The 22,159-nt window shown below is 64.3% G+C and carries 19 protein-coding genes; 8 read left to right on the top strand and 11 right to left on the bottom strand.

What is annotated here, in order from left to right; all coding sequences use genetic code 11:
- Window positions 1–13 precede the first annotated feature (13 nt).
- Window positions 14–634, bottom strand: a complete 621-nt coding sequence (locus tag YU9_RS0130995) for a GNAT family N-acetyltransferase (RefSeq protein WP_027576284.1) — start codon at window positions 632–634, stop codon at window positions 14–16.
- Window positions 621–1,238, bottom strand: a complete 618-nt coding sequence (locus YU9_RS0130990) for a hypothetical protein (RefSeq protein ID WP_027576283.1) — start codon at window positions 1,236–1,238, stop codon at window positions 621–623. Before YU9_RS0130990 ends, YU9_RS0130995 begins: the two co-directional genes overlap by 14 nt.
- A gap of 71 nt (window positions 1,239–1,309) precedes the next feature.
- On the opposite strand from YU9_RS0130990, the gene YU9_RS0130985 reads away from it, so the two are divergent.
- Window positions 1,310–2,350 carry a LysR family transcriptional regulator gene (locus YU9_RS0130985; RefSeq protein WP_027576282.1) on the top strand — a complete coding sequence of 347 codons (1,041 nt, stop codon included), beginning with the start codon at window positions 1,310–1,312 and terminating at the stop codon, window positions 2,348–2,350.
- Window positions 2,351–2,417: 67 nt separating this feature from the next.
- On the opposite strand, the gene YU9_RS0130980 is transcribed toward YU9_RS0130985, so the two are convergent.
- The gene (locus tag YU9_RS0130980) at window positions 2,418–3,581 is read right to left on the bottom strand and encodes an autotransporter outer membrane beta-barrel domain-containing protein (RefSeq protein ID WP_027576281.1); all 1,164 of its coding nucleotides are present in this window, start codon (window positions 3,579–3,581) and stop codon (window positions 2,418–2,420) included.
- Window positions 3,582–3,959: 378 nt separating this feature from the next.
- Here YU9_RS0130980 and YU9_RS0130975 point away from each other — a divergent pair, with 378 nt between their 5' ends.
- On the top strand, window positions 3,960–4,166 hold the full coding sequence (locus tag YU9_RS0130975; protein ID WP_027576280.1) for a cold-shock protein: 207 nt from the start codon (window positions 3,960–3,962) through the stop codon (window positions 4,164–4,166).
- A 310-nt stretch (window positions 4,167–4,476) separates the two neighbouring features.
- On the opposite strand, the gene purN is transcribed toward YU9_RS0130975, so the two are convergent.
- Both purN and purM read right to left on the bottom strand, forming a co-directional pair.
- Window positions 4,477–5,130: a phosphoribosylglycinamide formyltransferase gene (gene purN, locus YU9_RS0130965; protein ID WP_027576278.1), complete on the bottom strand. Its 654-nt coding sequence runs from the start codon at window positions 5,128–5,130 to the stop codon at window positions 4,477–4,479.
- Entirely contained in the window at window positions 5,130–6,203 is a 1,074-nt protein-coding gene (gene purM / locus YU9_RS0130960) for a phosphoribosylformylglycinamidine cyclo-ligase (protein WP_027576277.1), read from the bottom strand. The genes purN and purM overlap by 1 nt, the downstream gene beginning before the upstream one ends.
- Before the next feature lie 158 nt (window positions 6,204–6,361).
- Between purM and YU9_RS0130955 the strand changes: the two genes are divergently transcribed.
- The 4 genes from YU9_RS0130955 (at window position 6,362) to ppx (ending at window position 11,556) form a co-directional block, all read left to right on the top strand.
- Entirely contained in the window at window positions 6,362–6,904 is a 543-nt protein-coding gene (locus YU9_RS0130955; protein WP_027576276.1) for a CDP-alcohol phosphatidyltransferase family protein, read from the top strand.
- A 109-nt stretch (window positions 6,905–7,013) separates the two neighbouring features.
- Window positions 7,014–7,691, top strand: a complete 678-nt coding sequence (locus YU9_RS0130950) for a DnaA ATPase domain-containing protein (RefSeq protein WP_027576275.1) — start codon at window positions 7,014–7,016, stop codon at window positions 7,689–7,691.
- A gap of 154 nt (window positions 7,692–7,845) precedes the next feature.
- Window positions 7,846–10,038: an RNA degradosome polyphosphate kinase gene (locus tag YU9_RS0130945; protein WP_027576274.1), complete on the top strand. Its 2,193-nt coding sequence runs from the start codon at window positions 7,846–7,848 to the stop codon at window positions 10,036–10,038.
- Window positions 10,039–10,053: 15 nt separating this feature from the next.
- Window positions 10,054–11,556 (top strand): exopolyphosphatase, encoded by a 1,503-nt coding sequence (gene ppx / locus YU9_RS0130940; RefSeq protein ID WP_027576273.1) that lies wholly within the window; start codon window positions 10,054–10,056, stop codon window positions 11,554–11,556.
- Window positions 11,557–11,574: 18 nt separating this feature from the next.
- On the opposite strand, the gene YU9_RS0130935 is transcribed toward ppx, so the two are convergent.
- The 3 genes from YU9_RS0130935 to ndk form a co-directional block, all read right to left on the bottom strand.
- Entirely contained in the window at window positions 11,575–13,620 is a 2,046-nt protein-coding gene (locus tag YU9_RS0130935) for a TonB-dependent siderophore receptor (protein WP_084299129.1), read from the bottom strand.
- 648 nt (window positions 13,621–14,268) lie between these two features.
- Window positions 14,269–15,129: a TerC family protein gene (locus YU9_RS0130930; protein ID WP_027576271.1), complete on the bottom strand. Its 861-nt coding sequence runs from the start codon at window positions 15,127–15,129 to the stop codon at window positions 14,269–14,271.
- A gap of 42 nt (window positions 15,130–15,171) precedes the next feature.
- Entirely contained in the window at window positions 15,172–15,594 is a 423-nt protein-coding gene (gene ndk, locus YU9_RS0130925; protein ID WP_027576270.1) for a nucleoside-diphosphate kinase, read from the bottom strand.
- A gap of 313 nt (window positions 15,595–15,907) precedes the next feature.
- Between ndk and YU9_RS0130920 the strand changes: the two genes are divergently transcribed.
- Both YU9_RS0130920 and YU9_RS0130910 read left to right on the top strand, forming a co-directional pair.
- Complete coding sequence (locus YU9_RS0130920) at window positions 15,908–16,159, top strand: hypothetical protein (RefSeq protein ID WP_027576269.1); 252 nt, start codon at window positions 15,908–15,910, stop codon at window positions 16,157–16,159.
- A 434-nt stretch (window positions 16,160–16,593) separates the two neighbouring features.
- Window positions 16,594–18,453, top strand: coding sequence for an ABC-F family ATP-binding cassette domain-containing protein (locus YU9_RS0130910; RefSeq protein ID WP_027576268.1), 1,860 nt, complete (start codon window positions 16,594–16,596; stop codon window positions 18,451–18,453).
- Window positions 18,454–18,594: 141 nt separating this feature from the next.
- On the opposite strand, the gene YU9_RS0130905 is transcribed toward YU9_RS0130910, so the two are convergent.
- From YU9_RS0130905 to YU9_RS0130890, 3 genes are all read right to left on the bottom strand, one after another.
- A complete protein-coding gene (locus YU9_RS0130905; RefSeq protein ID WP_027576267.1) occupies window positions 18,595–19,560 on the bottom strand; it encodes a tripartite tricarboxylate transporter substrate-binding protein in 966 nt (321 codons plus the stop codon).
- Between the two features lie 126 nt (window positions 19,561–19,686).
- A complete protein-coding gene (locus tag YU9_RS0130895; RefSeq protein WP_371259220.1) occupies window positions 19,687–20,724 on the bottom strand; it encodes an alpha/beta fold hydrolase in 1,038 nt (345 codons plus the stop codon).
- 50 nt (window positions 20,725–20,774) lie between these two features.
- Window positions 20,775–22,094, bottom strand: coding sequence for a 2-hydroxycarboxylate transporter family protein (locus YU9_RS0130890; RefSeq protein WP_156952230.1), 1,320 nt, complete (start codon window positions 22,092–22,094; stop codon window positions 20,775–20,777).
- Window positions 22,095–22,159: the final 65 nt, after the last annotated feature.

The following is a 22,159-nucleotide window of genomic DNA, read 5'->3' as shown; positions in this document are numbered from 1 at the left end:
AGCTGCACCCGTTTCAGCGGTCGGCGAGTGCGAGGTCGCGCAGCGGTGAGGTCACCGCCCGCCGCGCCGAGGCATCGAGCACGCCAGGCCGGTCCCAATCGCCCTCGGGACGGATGATCACATAGGGATCGCTGTCCAGCGTGATGGCGTCCGGGCCCGGCTCGATCTCCAGCAGCATCTCCGTGTAGGAGAAATCGGAGAAGGTGATTTTGCGGTTGTGACCGAGCGGCCTGGCGCCGAAATGGGCCCAGAAATCGACCAGCCGGTCCTGCGCCTGGCCGTAGATCTTGCGAAAGCCCTTGCGCTTCACATAGTCGACACTGGCCTGCACCAGCTTGAACGAGACGCGCGAGCGCCGATATTGGTGACGCACCGCGAGCCGCTCGACCTTGGCGAAATCGCCGAAGAAGCGCACCCTCAGGCAGCCCGCCGGCTCGTTGCCGACATAGCCGATGAAATGCGCGGCGACCATGTCGTTGCCGTCGAACTCCTCCTCGAACGGACAATCCTGCTCGGCAAGATAGACTGCCGAGCGGATGGCGGTGACCAGCATGAGATCGCTGGGATCGCGCGCGAGGCGGATGGTGATGGCGCGGGAGTCGGGCTTGGCGAGAGGAATCCTAGTGCCGTGCATCTGCAAAGCTCCTTGCTTGGATGATCGCGCCTGGCATGCGCATCGGCTGCCGATGCCAGGGGCGCTCGTAGCACCAAAGGTCGGGTTGGAAGCTCGGGACGGGCGCAAATCCTGTCGCCTTCATGATGTCGCGTCCGGCCACCGTTGACGGCTGCGCATAGCAATCCGCACCGCGAAACCTTATCTGCCGCAGATGAGCCGCGGCCTTGCCGAGACCGGCGATGCCACGGCCCATCGCCGCGATCGCCCAGATGTAGATGGCGGCGACGTCTTCATTCGCCGATGCGAGATAGCGCGTCTCGGGCGCGGTGAGGCAGATCTCGTCGAGCAGCAGCGCATCGTGTCCGCGGTCATTGAGGAACTGGAAGGCCATGCCGCCGACGAGCTTGCCTTTGCGGCTGAACGTCAGAATACTCTGAGGATCGAGAGTGAAGTATCTCGCAAGCTCCACTGCGCCGATCTGCACGCCCGGCACCAGCCGGTGCGCCATCTCCGAAAGCGCCGCAATTTCGGAAAATTGCGCACAGCGGACGTCGACATCCGGGCTCAGCGGCAAGGCATCGAAATCATGCCTTGCGGCAAACGAGCCCCTTTCCATACTCATAACACGCCTCTATCGTTCGAGGCTTTCATGCCCCGCTATGGCCACGAGCTTAGCGGTTGGGGACCAGGAGTATGCAGCAGTTATTGCACCGGGGTGCTGCGATCATGCAGCACCGTGAAGAAGCCCTGGGCGCGTCCTGGGACGATTTGAAGCTGTTTTTAGCGTGCGCAAAATATAAAAGTTTCCGCAATGCCGCCGAAGAGCTCGGGCTCACCTCCACCACTCTGATGCGCCGCATCGACCGGCTCGAAGAGAGCATCGGGTGCAAGCTGTTCCTGCGCGACCAGAGCGGGCTCACGCTCAGCGATGAAGGCACCGCGATGATCGCCGACGTCACCCATATGGAGCGTCATGCCTTCAACGTCTTCCGCCGCGCCGCGCGATCGTCGAACGACACCTCAGGCACCGTGCGCGTCGCGGTGACAGAAGGCCCCGGCAATTTCTGGATCCTGCCGCGACTGATCGATTTCCAGAAGACCTACCGCAAGATCACGGTCGACCTGCGCTGCGCGATGGAGCAGGCCGACGTCGCGCGGCTCGAATCCGATATCGCGATCCAGCTCGAGCCGCCGACCAATCCCGATCTGATCGTGGCCAAGCTCGGCCGTCTCCACATCTATCCCTTCGTCTCCAAGGAATACGAAAGCCTCTACGGCGTGCCGGCGACGCTCGCCGAGCTGCAGAACCATCGCATCATCAAGCAGAGCGCGCCGCAAGTCGACGACGGCGCCTATGCCCGCGTGCTCGGATTGCAATCGCTGGAAGGCATCGTTGGGATCAAGACCAACTCCTCGGTCGGCGTGCTCTACGCGGTGGAGCGCGGCGCCGGCATCGGCTTCCTGCCGACAGTGTCGATCGCGCTCGGTGCGCCGCTCGTTGCCGTCGATCTCGGCGTCAGCCATCACGCCGATCTCTGGCTCACCTATCACAAGGAGTTCCGCACTTCCGAGCGGCACAAGATCGTGGTCGACTGGCTGAAGAAGATCTTCGATGCCAGGACCTATCCCTGCTTCCGCGACGAGTTCATCCATCCGAACGCGCTGGTGCCGATGATGACGGCCGCGCGCGAGGGGTTTGGACTGGCGGGCTATGTCGCGGCAACGCCGACGTGAGCGCCTTTCTTTTGGAGCATGATCTTATCGGAAAACCGCTACGCACTTTTCCGGATCATGCTTGCGCTCACCATTTGTATTCCAAGCCGACCGTGCCCTGGTGCGAGGTGAGCTCGTTGCGGAACTTGCCGTCGTAATTGACGTAAAGCCGTGCCACGTTGGTCAGGCTGAGCGAAGCCGAGGCACCGGCATCCACGCCGTAACGGCTCTCGCCGATGCCGGGGACGATGATGCTCTGGGCGCCCAGGCTGACCTGAATGGACCCCAGGTCCTGGTGGAAGTTATCGACGAACTTGCCGTAGGCGGACAGGTCCAGGATCTTCTGATCGACGATGAAATAGCGGCCGATCTCGGCCCCGATCATGATGCGCGCGCGCGAGAGCGCCGTCGAGCCGACGTTGAGCGGGCCGAGACCGCCGGCCTCCTGGAACGCGGCACTGGTGGCGCGCACATATTCCAGCGCGCCCTTGGGCACGATGCGCATCTGGTCCTTGGTCCAGTAATAGCTGATCTCAGTCAGCGCGCCGTCGATGGCGGCGCGATAGCCCGCGGTGGCAAGGCCAAGGCCGGTGTCGCGGCTGGAATGGACCTTGCCGAAGCCGTGCACCACGGCAAAGGCCCATGTCCATGGGCCCTTGTCGACCGATCCGGTGAAGCCGAGCTGGGTCAGGTCGAGCGTTGCGGACTGCAGCGCCAGCGGCACGTCGATGTCGGTGTGGCTCTGGTCGATGGAGAATCCGATGTTGACGCCGGGCGCGAGCCGCGCGCCGAAACCGGCGACGCCGCCAAAGGTCTTGCGCTTGTCGCCGACGAAATCCCCTTGCGCATCGGTGCGGACCGAGATGCCGTAGCCCTCGAACCAGGTGCGGTAGCGCGGATCTTCCGTACTCGCCGACGCGCCGCCGCCGCCGGGATTGGTGCGGAACGCCCGGTTGAAACCATTCGATGCCTGATTGCCGAGCCGCTCCAGGAAGTTGGAGCCGAGATTGAGTGTACTGCTGCCGGCTGACTGATCGTAATTGGTCGAGGTCGGCGATGGGATCGGGGTCGGTGACGGCGTAGGCGTAGGAGTCGGGGTCGGCGTGGGCGTCGGACTTTGCGCGTAGCTGGGCGTCACAGCCGCCATCATCACGACCAGCGCAAACGTCATCGCAATCGCAGCCGCGATCCGGCGGACGCGGTCCAGCCCGATCGTCTGCCGTGTCCCGGAGAGCTGCGCGGCGCAGCGCATGACGATGAATCCCGAAGCAAAGTGGCGGCGCGCAAAAATGCAACACGGTCTGCGGCGCTTGCTACGATTTGTGCCGAACTGCCACGGAGGGTCAACCGGTTGGCGCATGACGGCCGAGGCTATTGCACCGATTGTGGTTCCGCTGCCACAGGTCGCAAATTGCGCTTGAAGACACCTGGTCCGGACTTGAAATCCGCGCGCAGCTTGCTAGCGGGCGATTTTCATGTTGCAATATCGGTCACAATCGGAATTGGCCGCTGGACTGTGCGTTTCGCGACATTGAGCCTCAAGACTCGAACAGACTTCCGGAAGCCCGTTTGTGGCGTGGCACGCAAAATGCGGCCGCGTCTTTTTTATATCTAGTGGAGGAGACTAGCGATGCCGCAAAAGGGCACCGTCAAATGGTTCAACCCGACCAAGGGTTATGGGTTCATCAAGCCGAACGGCAGCGACAAGGACGTGTTCGTCCACATCTCCGCCGTCGAGCGTGCCGGACTCTCCACCCTCAATGAGAACCAGGTGGTTGAATTCGACCTCGTGGAGAACCGCGGCAAATCATCCGCGGAGAACCTCAAGGTCTCCTGACGTCTCTCAACTGAACGCGAGAGATCATGACGTTGCCCCCGGCCCTGCCGGGGGATTTTGTTTGGGGATGGAAGGCACAACGAACACAGCGCTTGGCTGGAGCAGCAAATATCACCACCAATCGACAAGAGATGACGAGGGACAAACTCCAACGCCAAGCTTCGGCGCGCGACGAGGGGGTAACCTCCGCTTTTGATGTTTTCGGCTCGGACCTTCCCGACGAGGCATTCGCTGGGGTATTCGACCATCCCCGGCAAATCGGCAGACCGGTCGATCGGCTATTCTACGACCCCGGAATCCCGCGCTGTCGCTAGCTCACCATCGGTGCAACCAAAAAATTCTCCGACGGCCCGCTGCCATCCGTCTTGCACACATCGCCCTCGATGCGGACCTTGCCGGTGGCGAGCAGCCGCAGCGCCTCGGGATAGATGCGGTGCTCGACCTCGAGGATGCGCTCCGACAGCGTGTCCGCCGTGTCGTGGTCGCTGACGGGAACCGCGCCCTGCATCACGATCGGGCCGGCATCGGTCTCGGGGATGACGAAATGTACGGTCGCGCCGGACAACTTCACTCCGGCGCGCAGCGCCTGGCGGTGCGGATCCAAACCGGGGAAGGACGGCAGCAGGGAGGGATGGATGTTGAGCATCCTCCCATACCAGGCCTTGGTGAATTCCGCCGTGAACAGGCGCATGAAGCCGCCCAGACAGATCAGCTCGATGCCGTGCTGGTCGAGCGCGGCCTGCAGCACCTTCTCGAAGCCGGCGCGATCCTTGCCGAACGACTTGCTCTCGATCACCTCGGTCTTCACGCCGCTCGCCCGGGCACGTTCGAGTCCGAGCGCATCGGCCTTGTTCGAAATGACGAGCGATATCTCGGCCGGAAAATCCGCAGCGGCGGCGGCCCTGATCAGCGCGGCCATGTTGGAGCCGCGCCCGGAGATCAGGATGGCGACGCGGCGTCTCATCACAGCGCCAGATCGAGGCGGCCGTTATAGACGACGCGGTGCTCGCCGTCGGCCGGGATCACGGTGCCGAGCTGCGCCACGGTCTCGCCGGCGGCGGTGAAGACCTCGACGACCTTGTCGACCTTGTCAGGCTCGACGATCGCGATCATGCCAATGCCGCAGTTGAAGGTGCGCAGCATTTCCAGCTCGGCGATGCCGGCCTGCGCCGCCAGCCATTTGAACACCGGCAGCACCGGCAGGCGGGCGAGGTCGATGCCGACGCCGAGATGCTTGGGCAGGACGCGAGGGATGTTGTCGGTGAAGCCGCCGCCGGTGATGTGGGCGAGCCCCTTCACCGCGCCGGTCTCGCGGATCGCACGCAGGCAGGATTTGACGTAGAGCCGCGTCGGCGTCAGCAGCGCGCCGCCGAGCGTCATCACGGGCGCGAACGGCGCCTGCGCCGCGAAGCCGAGACCGGATTGTTCCACGATCTTGCGCACCAGCGAGAAGCCGTTGGAATGCACGCCCGACGAGGCAAGACCGATCACGGCATCGCCCGCCGCGATGTCCTGGCGCGGCAGCAGCGTGCCGCGCTCCGCGGCGCCGACGGCAAAGCCGCCGAGGTCATAGTCGCCGTCCTTGTAGAGGCCGGGCATCTCGGCGGTCTCGCCGCCGATCAGGGCGCAGCCGGATTCGCGGCAGCCCTCCGCAACGCCGGCGACGATCGCGGCGGTGGCCTCGGGGTCGAGCTTGCCGCAGGCGAAATAATCCAGGAAAAACAGCGGCTCGGCGCCCTGCACCACGAGGTCGTTGACGCTCATGGCGACGAGGTCGATGCCGATGCCGCCATGCAGGCCGGTCTCGATCGCGATCTTGACCTTCGTGCCGACACCGTCGGTCGCTGCCACGAGGACCGGGTCCTTGAAACCGGCCGCCTTGAGGTCGAACAGGCCGCCGAAACCGCCGATCTCGGCATCCGCGCCCGGCCGTGCGGTGGCGCGCACCATCGGCTTGATCAGGTCGACCAATCGGTTGCCCGCGTCGATATCGACGCCTGAATCGGCGTAAGTGAGGCCGTTTTTGCGGTCGGTCATGCCCGATTTCCAGTGGGTTTGCGGCTGGTTACGTCGAATTCCGGGGACGCGCAATGGCTCGCATGGCGCTCCTCCCTATACTATGTAGAGATATCAACCGGTTCAGCCTCCCGAGGGGCCGGATTCGAGGGTCAGACCGGGTGCCGGGAAGCGCTTTCGTGAGTATTCCGAACATCATTACCCTGGGCCGCATCATGCTGGTCCCGATCATCGTCTGGGCCATCGTGTCGAGCCAAATGGAGGTGGCATTCGCCGTCTTCTTGATCGCCGGCATCAGTGATGCCGTGGACGGCTTCTTGGCCAAGCGCTTCAACATGACGAGCGAACTCGGTGCCCTGCTCGATCCGCTCGCGGACAAGGCGCTGCTGGTCTCGATCTACATGGCGCTCGGCATCTGGGGCGCAATCCCGCGCTGGATCGTGATCTTGGTGGTCTCACGCGACATCATGATCGTCGCCGCCGTGATCGTATCCTGGTTGTTCGACCGGCCGGTCGAGATGAAGCCGTCGAAGGTGTCCAAGCTCAACACCGTGGCACAAGTGGCGTTCGCGGCGCTGGTGCTGGCGGCGCTTGCCTTCGGCTTCAAGCCGGCACCTTATGATATCATCCTGATGGGCCTCGTCACGGTCTTCACGCTCACCTCCGTGTCGCTCTATCTCGTCGAGTGGCTGCGGCACATGAGCACGATCGAGGCCAAATGAGGTTGAGGATGCGGCCCCGCAAAAGGCCAAGTCCGGCACGATTAAGTCCGGCACGATCAAGTCGAACCTCTTCAAACGGGCCGGCGCGCCGGCATGGAGCAAAGCAAGCGTGGCAGGCTGCGTTCATCCCCGACAATTGGCGTTTTCACTTCCGCATGCGGAGAGCCTCAGCCGGGACAACTTCCTCGAAGGCCCCGCCAATGCGGCCGGTCTCGGCCTGATCGACAGCTGGCCGGAATGGCCGAACCGGATCATGTGGCTGGCGGGCCCGGAGGGAAGCGGCAAGAGCCATCTCGCCGCGATCTGGGCCGAGGAAGCCGGCGCTCGCTCGACCATCGCCAGTGCACTGACCGCGGCGGGCGTTCCCGGCGCGCTCGCCACCGGCGCACTGGTGGTCGAGGATCTCAAGGCAAATGACTTTGACGAGCGCGCCCTGTTTCACCTCATGAACCTCGCCCGCGAGGACGGCGCCTACGTCCTCTTCACCGGGCGCGAGGCGCCGGCCTCGCTGGAGATCGAGCTTCGCGACCTGCGCTCGCGCCTGCGGGCCGTTCCGGTGGTCGCGCTGCTGCCCCCCGACGACCAGCTCTTCCGCGGCCTGATCGTCAAATTCTGCGCCGACCGCCAGCTCACCGTCGACGAGAGCGTGGTCGGCTACCTCGCCACCCGCCTGGAGCGGTCCTCGGCGGCCGCCCGACAGGCCGTGGAGCTGCTCGACAGCGAGGCCCTGCGGCTCGGCCGCCCCGTCACCCGGGCGCTGGCCGCCGAGCTGCTCCGGGACCCCTGACCGGCTCGCGTTCTCCCAAAGCGGCCTGAAACCCGCCTTGACGTGGCGCGGCGGCGGAACATCAATGTCATCGAAACGTCATCGCTCTAACACATGCTCCCGCCGATTTTGCGCGTAAGTCGCAATTGGGGTGAACTGGATGGACCGACTTTTGATGGACTCTGCGCAAGCTATTGAAACCAAAGAGAAAGCCCCGGAAACCGAGGGCCTGCCGGCGATCGCATCCAGCCCCGAACGGTTCATCAACCGCGAGCTGTCCTGGTTGCATTTCAACCGCCGCGTCCTGGAGGAATCGGTCAATCCCAGCCACCCTGTGCTGGAGCGGGTGCGATTCCTGTCGATTTCGGCGAATAACCTCGACGAGTTCTTCATGGTCCGCGTCGCCGGCATCAAGGCCCAGGTGCGCGAGGGCATCGCGGAGCGCAGCCCCGACGGTCTGACGCCGTCGGAGCAGCTCGCACTGATCAACCGCACCGTCTCCCAGCTCGCCTCCGACCAGCAGGCGATCTGGCGCGACCTGCGCGGCACGCTGGCCGAAGTCGGCATCGTGCTGGTGGACGGCAAGGACGTCACCAAGGCGGAACGGAACTGGGTCGAGGACTACTTCCTCAACAACGTGTTCCCGCTGCTGACGCCGCTCGCGATCGATCCCGCCCACCCCTTCCCGTTCATTCCGAGCCTCGGCTTCACCATCGCGCTGCAGCTCACGCGCGCCGCCGACGGCAAGCAGATGAACGCGCTGATCCGCATGCCGGGCAAGATCGACCGCTTCATCCGCCTGCCGGCCGACGGCAAGGCCGTCCGGCTGATCTCGCTGGAGCAGGCCACCGCCCTGTTCATCAACCGCCTGTTCCCCGGCTACAATCTGCACGGCCAGGGCGCCTTCCGGATCATCCGCGACTCCGAACTCGAAATCGAGGAAGAGGCGGAAGACCTCGTCCGCCTGTTCGAGACCGCGCTGAAGCGCCGCCGCCGCGGATCGGTGATCCGGCTCGAGATCGACGCCAAGATGCCGGAAGAGCTGCGCAGCTTCGTGCAGCATGCGCTGTCGGCCGCCGACGACGAGGTGTTCCTGGTTGACGGCGTGCAGGCCATGAACGAGCTCTCGCAGCTCACCCGCCTCGACCGGCCCGATCTCGAATTCACCCCCTACGTGCCGCGCCATCCCGAGCGCGTGCGCGAGCATGGCGGCGACATCTTTGCCGCGATCCGGCAGAAGGACCTGATCGTCCACCATCCCTATGAATCCTTCGACGTCGTCGTACAGTTCCTGCAGCAGGCCACGCGCGACCCTGATGTCGTCGCGATCAAGCAGACGCTCTACCGCACCTCCAACAACTCACCGATCGTGCGCGCGCTCGCCGAAGCGGCCGAAGCCGGCAAGTCGGTCACGGCGTTGATCGAGCTGAAGGCGCGGTTCGACGAAGAAGCAAACATCCGCTGGGCGCGCGACCTCGAACGCGCCGGCGTGCAGGTCGTCTACGGCTTCCTCGAATTGAAGACGCACGCGAAACTCTCGATGGTGGTGCGACGCGAGGGCGGCAACCTCACGACCTACGTCCATACCGGCACCGGCAACTATCACCCGGTCACCGCGCGCATCTACACCGACCTCTCCTACTTCACCTCCGATCCGACCATCGGCCGCGATGCCGCGCGCGTGTTCAACTTCATCACCGGCTATGCTGCGCCGAGCGATCTGGAAAAGATGGCAGTGTCGCCACTGACCTTGCGCAAGCGCATCATCGAGCACATTCAAGGCGAGACCGCGCATGCGCGGCACGGCCGGCCCGGCGCGGTCTGGATGAAGATGAATGCGCTGGTCGACCCCGACATCATCGACGCGCTCTACGAGGCCTCCCAGGCCGGCGTCCAGGTCGAGCTCGTGGTGCGCGGCATCTGTTGCCTCAGGCCCGGCATCCCCGGCCTGTCGGAGAATATCAGGGTCAAGTCGATCATCGGGCGCTTCCTGGAACATGGCCGAATCTATTGCTTCGGCATGGGCCAGGGCCTGCCGGGCGCGAAAGCGGCTGTGTATATCTCCTCCGCCGACATGATGCCGCGCAATCTCGACCGCCGCGTCGAGGTGCTGTGTCCGCTGCAAAATCCGACGGTGCATCAGCAGGTTCTCGAACAGATCATGGTCGCGAACCTGAAGGACAACGAGCAGAGCTGGCAGTTGTTGCCGGATGGGTCTTCAACGCGTATGAAGACCGCGAAGGGCGAGGAGCCTTTCAACGTCCACAACTACTTCATGACAAATCCGAGTCTGTCTGGCCGTGGAAAGTCGCTCAAGGAATCCTCGCCGCGTCGTCTCACGCGCCGGACCGAACGCCAACAATCCTGATCGGGGATTTGCGACGTGAAGCAGCCGCGCAAGCGCGGCTCGAGCGTCGCGGTTATCGACATCGGCTCCAACTCGGTCCGTCTCGTCGTCTATGAGGGACTGTCGCGGAGCCTCATCCCGATCTTCAACGAGAAGACGCTGTGCGGCCTCGGGCGCGAGGTGCAGAGCACGGGCCTGCTCGCGCCCGACGCCGTCGACAAGGCGCTGACCTCGCTCAAGCGCTTCCGCGCATTGTGCCGCGTGATGCAGGTCGGGCGCGTGTTCGCGATTGCGACCGCGGCTTGCCGCGACGCCTCCAACGGCCCCGACTTCATCGCCAAGGCCGAGCGCATCTGCGCCGTCAAGATCGAGATCCTGTCGGGCCCGCGCGAGGCACGGCTGTCGGCACTCGGCGTGATCTCCGGCGTGCACCTTCCCGATGGCATCGTCGGCGACCTCGGCGGCGGCTCGCTCGAGCTGATCGACGTGCGCAAGAACGCCGTACGCAGCGGCGTGACGCTGCCGCTCGGCGGGCTCGCGCTCCAGGACCTCGCGCACAAATCGCTCAAGCGCGCCGATCGCATCGTGCGCGAGGAGCTCGACGAGGTGCCGCAGCTCACCGCAGGCCGCGGCCGCACCTTTTATGCCGTCGGCGGCACCTGGCGTGCGCTCGCGCGCATCCACATCATCCAGAGCGGCTATCCGCTCCAGGTGATGCACGGCTATTCGATTTCGGCGGCTGAGGCGCTCGACTTCTCGCGCCGTCTCCGGCGTCTGGCTGCCGCCGACATGCTCGCCGACATCGAGATCGTCGCTGACGCGCGCCGCCCTCTCCTCACCTATGCAGCGCTGGTGCTCGAGCACATCATCCGCGTCGCAAAACCCAAGACGATCGTGTTCTCGACCTTCGGCGTGCGCGAGGGCCTGCTGCACGAGAAGCTGCCGGAAACCGAGCGCAGCAAGGATGGGCTGATCTGCGCGGCCGAGGAGCTGAACCAGTTGCTGTCACGCTCGGCTAAACACGCCCGCGAGCTGATCGCCTGGACCGACCGCCTGGTACGCGTCGTGAAGCTGCGCGAGACCGAAGAGGACCGCCGCTTGCGCCACACCGCGTGCCTGCTCTCCGACATCGGCTGGCGCGTGCATCCCGACCATCGCGGCGAGCAGACGCTCAGCCTCGTCGTCAACGGCAATTTCGGCGCGATCACCCACACCGAACGCGCCTTCGTCGGACTATCGGTGTTCTATCGCTATGCCGGCCTCAGCGAGGAAAACCAGCCGCCGGCCACCATGCAGGAGCTGCTGGCGCCGGGCCAGCTCGAACGCGCACGCCTCTTGGGCGCTGCGTTTCGCGTCGCGCATCTGATCTCGGCGGCGCGTCCGGGCGTCTTGCCCGCCACGCATTTCCGCAGCCAGAGCCGCAACTTGATGCTGGTGTTCGAGCACCGGCTCGGCGACCTCGTCGCCGACCGCGTCGGCAGCCGCTTCAAGCAGCTCGCCCGCCTGATCGGCCGCTCGGGGTCGATCGTGCGGCGATAGACGAGCTGGGCTGCCGGCTCAAAAATCCGTCGACATCGACAATAGCAGGGTTCGCGGCGAGCCTTGCGCCAGTGCGGAGAAGCTTGCGACGCCAGCCCAGTAATTGGTGTCGAACACGTTCTGGACCAGAGCGCGAACCGTGACCGGCCGATTGTTGATGCGCGTGTTGTAGCGCGCGCCAAGATCGAGCCTCGTCCAGGCCGGGACAAGCTGCGTATTTGCCCCATTCAGATATTGGTGTCCGGTATAGATGGTGTTTGCGACCAGCGTCAGTCCGGGGGCGAACGGAGTATCCCATTCGGCGGACAGATTGGCCTGCACCTCGGGCACTCCGATCGGCGTCTTGCCGAGATTGGCCAGCGTGCTCGTCTTCGTCAGCTCCGCGTCGATCAACGTCACGCCTCCAAGAACGCGAATGCCGGGCTGCACTTCTCCGAACACTGTGAATTCCACGCCGCGATTGCGCTGCTCCTGATCAGCCCGGAAGACGTTGCCGGCACCCAGCTGTCCCGACGGCTTGGTGATCTCGAACAGGCTGACCGTGGTTGCGAGCGTGCCGAAATCGACCTTGACGCCTGCTTCCTTCTGCTGGCTGAAATACGGCGCAAGGACCTCGCCTTGATTGAACGCCCCCGTCGGGGCGGTCTCGCCTTTGCTGAGCCCTTCGATGTAATTGGCGTAGAGCGAAACGTTACTCCAGGGTTTGACCACCACGCCGACCAACGGTGTGAACGCCGTCTGGTCGTAGGCCGCGGTCACAGCTCCCGTGGTGGTGTTGTAGTTGTTCGACCTGACGCCCTGCTGCCTGACGCCGATCGTCAGCTGAAGCCGCTCCTGGAGAACCGACATGGTGTCGGCCAGCGCAATGCCGGTCAGCTCGGTGTCCGACAGCCTCGGCACGGTCGCGGGAGCCGAAACGAGCTGCTGGGGACGGGCGATCGGCGCATAGATGTTGGACGACACCGCAGTGCCGTTCACCGAGCCGCGCGAAACCTCGTCCATGTAGTAGCTGCCCTGGAAGCTCACGGCATGACTGATGGCGCCGGTCTCGATCCGGGCCCGCACGCCGGCGTCGGCCACGTTTCTGTCGATGTCGAACTTGAAGCGCCCTGGTATCGATGTGGTATTGCCGGCCGCGTTCAGGATCGTCGGCGTGCCGAACAGACGATCAACCTGGGTCCTACCGCCGCCGGCGTCGGCGAACACCGTCACGGACTCCGTCACATCATATTCGGCGCGTGCCAGCAGGGAGTTGTCGTGAACCTTGGCCCATTCCCAAGCCTGTGTGACGTTGCGCCGTCCGACCGGCGCGGTCGGGACGGCCACGCCTGTTGCGACCAGGAACGGCCTCGTGGGCGCATCGAACTTTTCTTCCTGATCGATGAAGTCGAGCGAAGCTCTGAATTTCTCGCCGCGGTAGTCGAATGCCGCGGAGCCGACATGCGCCTCCCGGGTCTGGTTATCCAGCGGCGTATCGCCATTGTGATAGCTGCCATTGACGCGAATGCCGAATTCGCGGTTCTCGCCGAACCGTCGGCCCACGTCGACATGGGTGCCGAGCTGGGAGCCGGTCGTGTAGTCGGTCGTGACCCGCGTGAGGTCGACATCCCCTGCACGCTTTGGAACGATGTTGATGGTGCCGCCGACGCTGCTGTTCGGCGCCATCCCGTAAAGCAGCGCGGTCGGGCCTTTGATGATTTCGATGCGCTCGACGTAGTCGGTGAAGACACGGTAGTTCGGTGCAACGCCATAGACACCGTTGAAGGCAATTTCTCCGACATTGCCCTCGCCGATCGGAAAGCCGCGGATGAAGAAGGAGTCGAGAATGCCGCCGGTCTGGCCGGTGAAACGGACCGAGGGATCGTTGCTGACGACATCGGCGACCGTGACGGCCTGTTGATCTTCGATCTTCTTCGCCGTGTAGCTCGTGATGTTGAACGGCGTATCCATGAAATCCTTGTTGCCCAGCAAGCCGACCTGGCCTCCCCGCGCAACCTGTCCGCCTGCGTAGGACGGAGGGAGTGCGCCACGCTTCGCCGCACCAGGGGCGGCTTCCGCCTGCATCTTGGCCCGCTCACTTGCGGGCGCAGTTTGACGACCCACCCTTCGGCTGGGGTTGGATCGTGGACGTGCGCGCGGCTTCGGCGCGTCTGCAGTGACGGTCACCGCCGGCAACGTAGCGCCCTGCTGCGTCCCCGTCACAGCGCTCTGCGCACTGGTGCCGTGCAGGACGCCGTCGCAAACCAAGGCGATGGAGGCCACGGAGACCGCAAAGGCTCTCGGGCTGGCGCCTGTCAAAAGTGTTTTGATGCGAGCGGCAAGAACAGCAACAGGACGGCAAATCACTTTCGACGACATCGCACCAGCTTCCGATTTCATGAACATGAACGTCGGAGCGACGTGCCGTGGGAGCCTTCAGCGAGTCAACGAAGGAACCCTTTGTTTTCAGTAGTTTATAATAAGACAATGTCTAAATCGCGTAGTGGTTGCGCAAGGGGACCCTCTACGCAACGCCCACGCGCACGACCGCGCAACGAGGATCCCGCGACGCGCGAGGCGCGCGGTTATACGAACGCAATGATGGGAAACTTCGGCTCTTGCGCCGAGCCTATGCCGGTGATCGCTCGTGTTCTGCCAACGAGGCGAGCGTCTCGGCGACGTGCTTGCCTCTCATCACTGGAGAGGAAGGCCATACCGATTAGCGCTTCAAGGTCACTCCGCTGAGGCCTTGGCGTGGCTTTCGGAGGATTCCAGCGCGGCCTGGATCAGGCTGCGTCGGCGCCAGATGGAGCCGACCACCAGCACGACCACCACGCCGAGCACGGCGCAGAGATATTCGCCGCCTCCGCCGCCATGGCCGAACTGCGGCGGGATGCGCAGCGCGCCGAGCATGCTGTCCAGGGAGGCACCAAGCGGGCCGTCGAACAGCGCGTGCAGCCTCGGCGCGACGCCCGGGTCAGTCGCGATCACCTCGCCCGCGATCCAGCCGAGCAGCGCCGCGCCGGCCCAGACCAGCACCGGCAGCTTTGCGAGCAGCGCCATGATTAGCGCGGCGCCGGCGACGATCAGCGGCACGCTGATGGCGAGGCCGAGGATCAAGAGCGGCACGCTGCCATTGGCCGCGGCGGCGACCGCAATGACGTTGTCGAGACTCATGACGATGTCGGCGACCACGACGATCTGGATGGCCTGCCACAGATGCGAGGCGGACTCGATGTCGTCCTCGTCCTCGTTTTCCGGCACCAGGAGCTTGGCCGCGATCACGATCAGGGCGAGGCCGCCGACGAGCTTGAGATACGGCAGCTCCATCAGGGTCGCGACGATGCCGGTGAAGATGATCCGCAGCATCACCGCCGCGCCGGCACCGAAGATCATGCCCCAGAGCCGGTGCCGCGGATTGAGGCCGCGGCAGGCGAGCGCAATCACCAGCGCGTTGTCGCCGGAGAGCAGGATGTTGATCCAGATGATCTTGCCGACCGCGATCCAGAACGTCGGCGCAGCCATTTCGTTGCGAAACTGGGTGAAGAATGCCCCGATCGTAGCGGGATCGAAGATCTGCCAGAGCCAGTCCACAATGAGTCCTTTCGCCGTCGTCCTAAGCTATCGGCTGACGGATCAGCCGACGATCTCGTTGCCCGAGAAGAACTGCGCGATCTCGACCGCGGCGGTCTCCGGTGCGTCCGAACCATGCACCGAGTTCTCGCCGATCGACTTGGCGTAAAGCTTGCGCACGGTGCCTTCGGCCGCCTTGGCCGGATCAGTCGCGCCCATCACCTCGCGGTACTTGGCGATCGCGCCCTCGCCTTCCAGAACCTGAACCACGACCGGTCCGGAGGTCATGAAGTCCACGAGCTCGCCGAAGAACGGGCGGGCCTTGTGGACGGCATAGAAGGTCTCGGCCTGCTCCTTGGTCATGCGGATGCGTTTCTGCGCGACGATGCGCAGGCCCGCCTTCTCGATCACGGCGTTGACCGCGCCGGTCAGGTTACGCTCGGTCGCGTCGGGCTTGATGATCGAGAAAGTGCGTTCGAGAGCCATAATCTTGTCCTTGGGAAGAAAGCCGTGGTTCGGAGTTGCGGGGCTTATATCGGCGCCTTTGCCGGACGGCAAGCGATCGCCGAAACGGCCTCACAGGCGCTTCGCCGCAGGCACGGGCTCCCCGATTTCCAGCTTGGATGACAACAATTTCACCCAGATGAACCCAATCTGAAACCGCCGTCAGGGTTCGGTTCAGCTTCGCCGGCTTAAGGTTGGGTCCATCGAAACCGAAGCCTGATCATCAGGCGGACCGTTTCGACGGCCTTTCCATCGACGCGGATCGCCCCGCGCCGGCAGTCTTTAGGAGATCACCATGTTGAGGAAACTTTCGCTTGCCGCTGTCGCCGCGGTCGCGCTGGGCGCCGCGCTGGCGCCGACCTCTGCATCCGCCCATTGGCATGGCGGCGGCTGGGGCTGGCACGGCGGTGGCTGGCATCACGGCTACGGCTGGGGTGGCCCGCGCTTCTATGCCCCCGTCTCTTACGGTTATGGCGGCTGCTATGTGCGCCGGCTGGTCCCGACCCCCTGGGGACCCCGCTGGCGGCTGATCAACCGCTGCTACTGAGCCCGTCAGCACCTTCATGAGGGTACCTAAGCCCCCCAAGGTACCTTCCAAGAGAAGCCCCGGCGCTCCCCTCGCCGGGGCTTTGCCTTGAGCGGATAAGGCGCCGTTCATACAATTTTTACGAGAATATCCCGCATTCCCCACGGTCAGCGAAACCATTTCGGCGGCAATGACTTGGTACCGTGTCCTTACTTTGAAAGCACGGAACCTTGCGATGGCTGGGCCCTTTTGCGATGACAGCGAACAGATTGACCGGCGGACCAGCCGCTCGATTTGCGACGCCGTGGGCGAGCGGCTCCAGCAGAGCCTCCGGCCCGAGCCTCGCCTCCCGACACATCTCGAGCAGCTCCTGAACGAGCTGCAGCGGCGCGAGCGCGAGCCGCATTGACGGAAAAACGGGTTGCGTTCGACGCGCCTTGCGGTGACAAGGCCGCATGCTTGCTATCACCGACCTCTCCATCCGCCTCGCCGGACGTCTTTTGATCGACCAGAGTTCCGTGCAGATCACGCCGGGATCGCGCGTCGGCCTGGTCGGACGCAACGGCACCGGCAAATCGACGCTGTTCAAGGTGATCCGCGGCGAGCTCGCGGCCGAGCACGGTTCGGTGACCCTGCCGCCGCGCTGGCGCATCGGCAGCCTGGCGCAGGAAGCGCCGAACGGCCCCGAAAGCCTGATCTCGGTCGTGCTCAAGGCCGACCTCGAACGCGACGCGCTGCTTGCGGAGGCCGAGCACGCGACCGATCCGCACCGGATCGCCGAGATCCAGACCCGGCTCGTCGACATCGACGCGCATTCGGCGCCGAGCCGTGCCGCCGCGATCCTCTCCGGTCTCGGCTTCTCCGCCGCCGATCAGCTGCGCCCCTGCGCCGAGTTCTCCGGCGGCTGGCGCATGCGCGTCGCGCTCGCTGCAACGCTGTTCGCGGCCCCCGACCTTCTGCTGCTCGATGAGCCCACCAACTATCTCGATCTCGAAGGCACGCTGTGGCTGGAGGATCACCTCGCGCATTATCCGCGCACGGTGATCGTGATCAGCCACGACCGCGACCTCCTGGAAAGCTCGGTCGACCAGATCCTGCATCTGGAGCGCGGCAAGCTCACGCTCTACAAGGGCACCTACTCCTCGTTCGAGGAGCAGCGCGCCGCGCGCGAGCTGCTCGATGCCAAAGCGGTCAAGCGACAAGAGGCCGAGCGCGCCCGCCTGCAGTCCTTCGTCGACCGCTTCAAGGCCAAGGCCTCGAAGGCGCGCCAGGCCCAATCGCGCGTGAAGATGCTGGAGCGGCTGAAGCCGATCACGGCGCTGGTCACCGAGGATGTGCGCGAGATCAGCTTTCCCGCGCCGGAGAAGATCCTGTCGCCGCCGATCATCGCGGCCGACAACGTGTCGGTCGGCTACGATCCGGCCAGCCCCGTGCTCAATCGCGTCACCTTGCGCATCGACAATGACGACCGCATCGCGCTTCTCGGCGCCAACGGCAACGGCAAATCGACGCTGGTGAAACTGCTCGCGGGACGTCTCGCGCCGTTCTCGGGCAAGGTGACGCGCGCCGACAAGCTGTCGATCGCCTATTTCGCGCAGCACCAGCTCGACGAGCTCAACGAGGACGCCTCCGCCTACGATCACGTCCGCAAGTTGATGGGCGATGCGCCCGAGGCGAAAGTGCGCGCCCGCGCCGGTGCGATCGGCTTCTCTGGCAAGGCCGCCGACACCAAGGCCGGCAAATTGTCAGGCGGTGAGAAGGCGCGGCTGCTGCTGGGGCTAGCGACCTTCTTCGGCCCCAACATGATCATCCTGGACGAGCCGACCAACCATCTCGACATCGACAGCCGCGCCGCGCTTGCCGAAGCAATCAACGAGTTTCCCGGCGCGGTGATCATGGTCTCGCACGACCGCTACCTGATCGAGGCCTGCGCCGAGCGGCTCTGGATCGTCGCCGACCGCACCGTGACCAATTACGACGGCGATCTCGACGAGTACCGCCGCCTGGTGCTGTCGACACGCAACGCGGAAGCCCCGCGCGAGCGCAGTGCGCCAAGCGAGAAGCCGCAACGCCTGAGATCGGACAATCGCGGCTCGCTGAAGAAGCGCATCGCGGAGGCCGAGGCCGAGATCGCCCGCGTCAGCGAGATCATCGCCAAGATCGACACGGCACTCGCCTTGCCCGACATCTTTGCGCGCGATCCCAAGCAGGCCGCCCAATTGTCGAAAGCGCGCGCCAATGCTGCCGACGCGCTCGCGCGCGCCGAGGAGCAATGGCTGGAGGCGAGCACGCAGTTCGAAGAGGCGGCGGGGTAACGCCCCCAGCGAGAGGGCCGACCATCAAAACGTGCAAAACAACCCCATGCACAGTACCGGCATTATAACACCGCTAAGTTAGCCCTTGATCGAGCTGTTCTTTACCCATTCAGCTGAAGATCTCCAACGCGCCGGAATGGCTCAGTCCGCGTATTGCCCGGCTGCCTTGATGATCGGCGCCCAGCGGTCGATCTCACTCGTCAGCATCGCACCCAACGCCTCGGGCGTCGCCTTGTCCTGCGGGACCGGCTCGGTGTTGATGTCGTTGAATCGGGCAATCAGCGCGGCATCCTTGAGCGCCGCCTGAAGTGCCGCCGTCAGCTTCTGAACCACCGCCGGCGGTGTGCCCTTGGGCGCATAGATGCCGTGCCAGACGCCGAGCTCGAAACCCTTGAGGCCGGCCTCATCGGCCGTCGGCAGATCGGGCAGGCTCTTCAGCCGCTCCTTGGTGGTGATCGCGTAGGCCTTGACCTGCTTGGCCGTGATCGGCCCGGTGGTGTTCGTGGCCTGATCGCAGGTGAGATCGATCTGCTTGCCGAGCAGATCGTTCATGATGGGACCGTTGCCCTTGTAGGGCACCGTGGTGAGCTGCTTCTGGATCGCCGTCATGAACAGCATGCCGCACAGATGCGATGCCGCGCCGAGCCCGGCATTGGCGTAAGTCAACTTGTCGCCCTGCTGTTGGGCGTAGGCGACCAGTTCCTTGAGCGTGTCGGCCGGGAAATCGGGACGCGCGATGATGGTCATCGGCGCGTTGGTCACGAGCCCGATCGGTGCAAAGGCCGTCTTCGTGTCATAGCTGAGATTGCGGTAGAGCGTCGCGGCGGTCGAGATGCCGACATGATGGATCAGCAGCGTGTAGCCGTCCGGCTGGGCGCGGGCGGCGCGGGTCGTGCCGATGGTGCCGCCGGCGCCGGTCGCGTTCTCGACGATGACCTGCTGTCCCAGGGATTTTGCCATGCCGGCCGCCGTCAGGCGCGCGATGGTGTCGGTCGGTCCGCCTGCCGCGAACGGCACCAGCATGGTGATGGGCCTGGTCGGATAGTCCTGGGCGACGGCCGCACTGAGCGGCAGAAGCAGAGCCGATACGAGGGCAATGAACCGCATACTTTCCTCCAAGTTCTTATGGCTCCATATGAGCCTATTCCTGGCCGCAAGACCATCGGGAAAGCAGGATTCAACGAGCGCGTAGCAATCACGATCATGACCGCACCGCCGACGCGCGCCGCCTAATTACGCGAGGAAGGCGTTGAGCTGCTCGAGGAGCAGCTCCGGTGCTTCTTCCGGCAGATAGTGGCCGCAAGGCAGGCTTCCGCCGCGCACGTCCTTCGCCCTGGCGCGCCACGTGTCGAGCACGTCGTAGCTCGACCCCACGACCCCCTTTGCGCCCCACAGCGCGAGCAGCGGGCAACCGATTCTCTTGTCGGAATCTGCCTCATCGTGGATCAGGTCGATCCCGGCAGCGGCGCGATAATCCTCGCAGACGGCGTGCAGCGTCTCGCGGGTGTAGCACCGGCGGTACTCTTCGAGCGCAACCGGATCGATGGCGCCCGGCGTCTTGTTCTGCTTGTTGATATGGGTCTGAAGATAGAATTCCAGATTGTTGCCGATCAAGGTTTCCGGAAGCGGCGCCGGCTGGATGAGAAAGAACCACCACATATAGCGCGTGGCGAACTCCTTGTTCACCTTGGCGTACATCGTCGCGGTCGGCGCGATATCGAGCAGGACCGCCCTGGAGACGGCGTCCGGATGATCAAGCATCAGACGATGCAGGACACGCCCGCCGCGATCATGGCCGACAGCCTGGAAGCGGTCAAAACCGAGCGCGCGCATCACTTCGACCTGATCCCGCGCCATCTCCCGCTTGGAATATGCGATATGGTCAGTGACGCCGTCGGGCTTGCTGGAGTCGCCGTAGCCGCGCAGATCAGTCAGCACCACGGTAAAACGCTCCGCGAGCTTGGGGGCGACTTTGTGCCAGCAAGCCAACGTCTGCGGGTGTCCGTGCAGCAACAGCAGCGGCGGCCCCTCGCCTTTCACGAGCGCATTGATCTCGGCGCCGCCGGTCTTGAGGCGCTTCTGTTGAAACCCTGGCAGCAACTTTTGCAGCGCGTTGGTCGTCACGGCATTGTTCTCCTGAGCGAAAGCACCCGGCGCCAATATGGCCGAACCGAGGGCACCTGTTGTTAACGCGATCGACATCAGATGGCGGCGCGTCAGCCCGGTCTCCGATCGATCGGAGCATGATTCAACCTGTTCGAATTCGAGCATTGCAATTCTCCCCTGGAACATTCGTCCTGCGCGAAAGGCCGCGGCCCGTATCAGGACAGCGACTTCATCAAGAGTGTCGCGATCACGATCATGATTGCACCGCCGACGCGGGTGGCGATCTGGGCGAACGCCATCAGGCCCATGCGATCCGCGGCGCCAAGAATGGCGACGTCGCCGGTGCCCCCGAGGCCCGAGTGGCAGGCGGTCACGATCGCCGCCTCGACCGGAAACATGTTCAGCCACTTGCCGACGAAAAATCCCGACACAATCATCGCCAGCACCGTGGTCGTGCAGATCATGATGTAGCCTGGATTGAAGGAGGCAACGAGCTGCTGCCATGAGACCAGCAATGTCCCCATCGCCACCAGGATCCCGAAAGTAAGGTTGGTCGACATGAACTTGTTGATCTGATAGGCGCCGAGCTCCATCTCGGCCGGTAGCAACCTGGTCAGCTTCAATGCCACCGCGGCGATGATCATCATGATCGGCCCCGGGATGCCGGTGAGCGGCGCCAGGATCATGCCGAGCACGAACAAGCCGCACGACAGTACCATGCCGGCACCGAGCAGTCCGAGATCGATCGGCTGGTCCGGCCGCGCTTCGCCGAGAATGTCGTCGTCTCCGGTCTTGACCAGCATCCCTCTGCCATTGAGGTCGGTCCGCCTCTCGCCAAGGCGGGCCAGCAGGCCCGCGCTGACGATCGCGACGACATTGCCGAGCAGCGCGGCCGGCACCATCTGCGCCACAAGCTCGGCTTGCGATCGATGCAACATCTCGGAATAGGCGATGGACAGCGGCAGGACACCTTCCGCAAGACCGCCGCCGACGATGGGAATGATGACAAAGAAGAACGTATCCTTCGGGCTGTGGCCGAACAGAAGCCCGACGGCGATGCCTGCGGCGACGGCCGCGATCGTGCCGATCAGAAGCGGAACGAACATGCGAATGAAGCCCTGAACCAGGACCCGGTAGGGCATGCCGAGGATCGAGCCTGCGACGAGGCAGGCGATGAAGAAATACTGAAAGTTGGCGGTTCGGAACGTGGTCGTGATCGCCTTCAAGGCCGCATCCGGCACAAGGCCATAGCTCACCAGGGCCGACGGCACGAACAGGCAGAGGATCGCGGTGCCGCCGATCCGGTTCAGCACCGGAATGGTTTGGCCGAGCTTGCCCAGCAGGAAACCGAGCAGCATCAAGACCGAAAGGCCACCGATCACGTCGTTCGGCAGCTTGCCGGAATAGACCGCGGCGACGCAGACGAGAGCTGCCGCGCCGTAGATGCCGACCGGCAACGGGCCAATCTTGAGGCGGGCGAGATTCGTCGCAACCGCAGTCTGCGGCGCCTCAGCCGCGCGATATGTCGTGTCCACCAAGGGTCCCTCCGCTGTTTATGGTTTCTCGTGGCGAGCGGATTCGAGCCGCGCCAACCTCGTGC

The sequence above is a fragment of the Bradyrhizobium sp. WSM1743 genome (genome assembly GCF_000473065.1).
Classification (GTDB): Bacteria; Pseudomonadota; Alphaproteobacteria; order Rhizobiales; family Xanthobacteraceae; genus Bradyrhizobium.
Note: the sequence above shows the minus strand (reverse complement) of the source record. Positions and strands in the feature narration are given on the sequence as shown.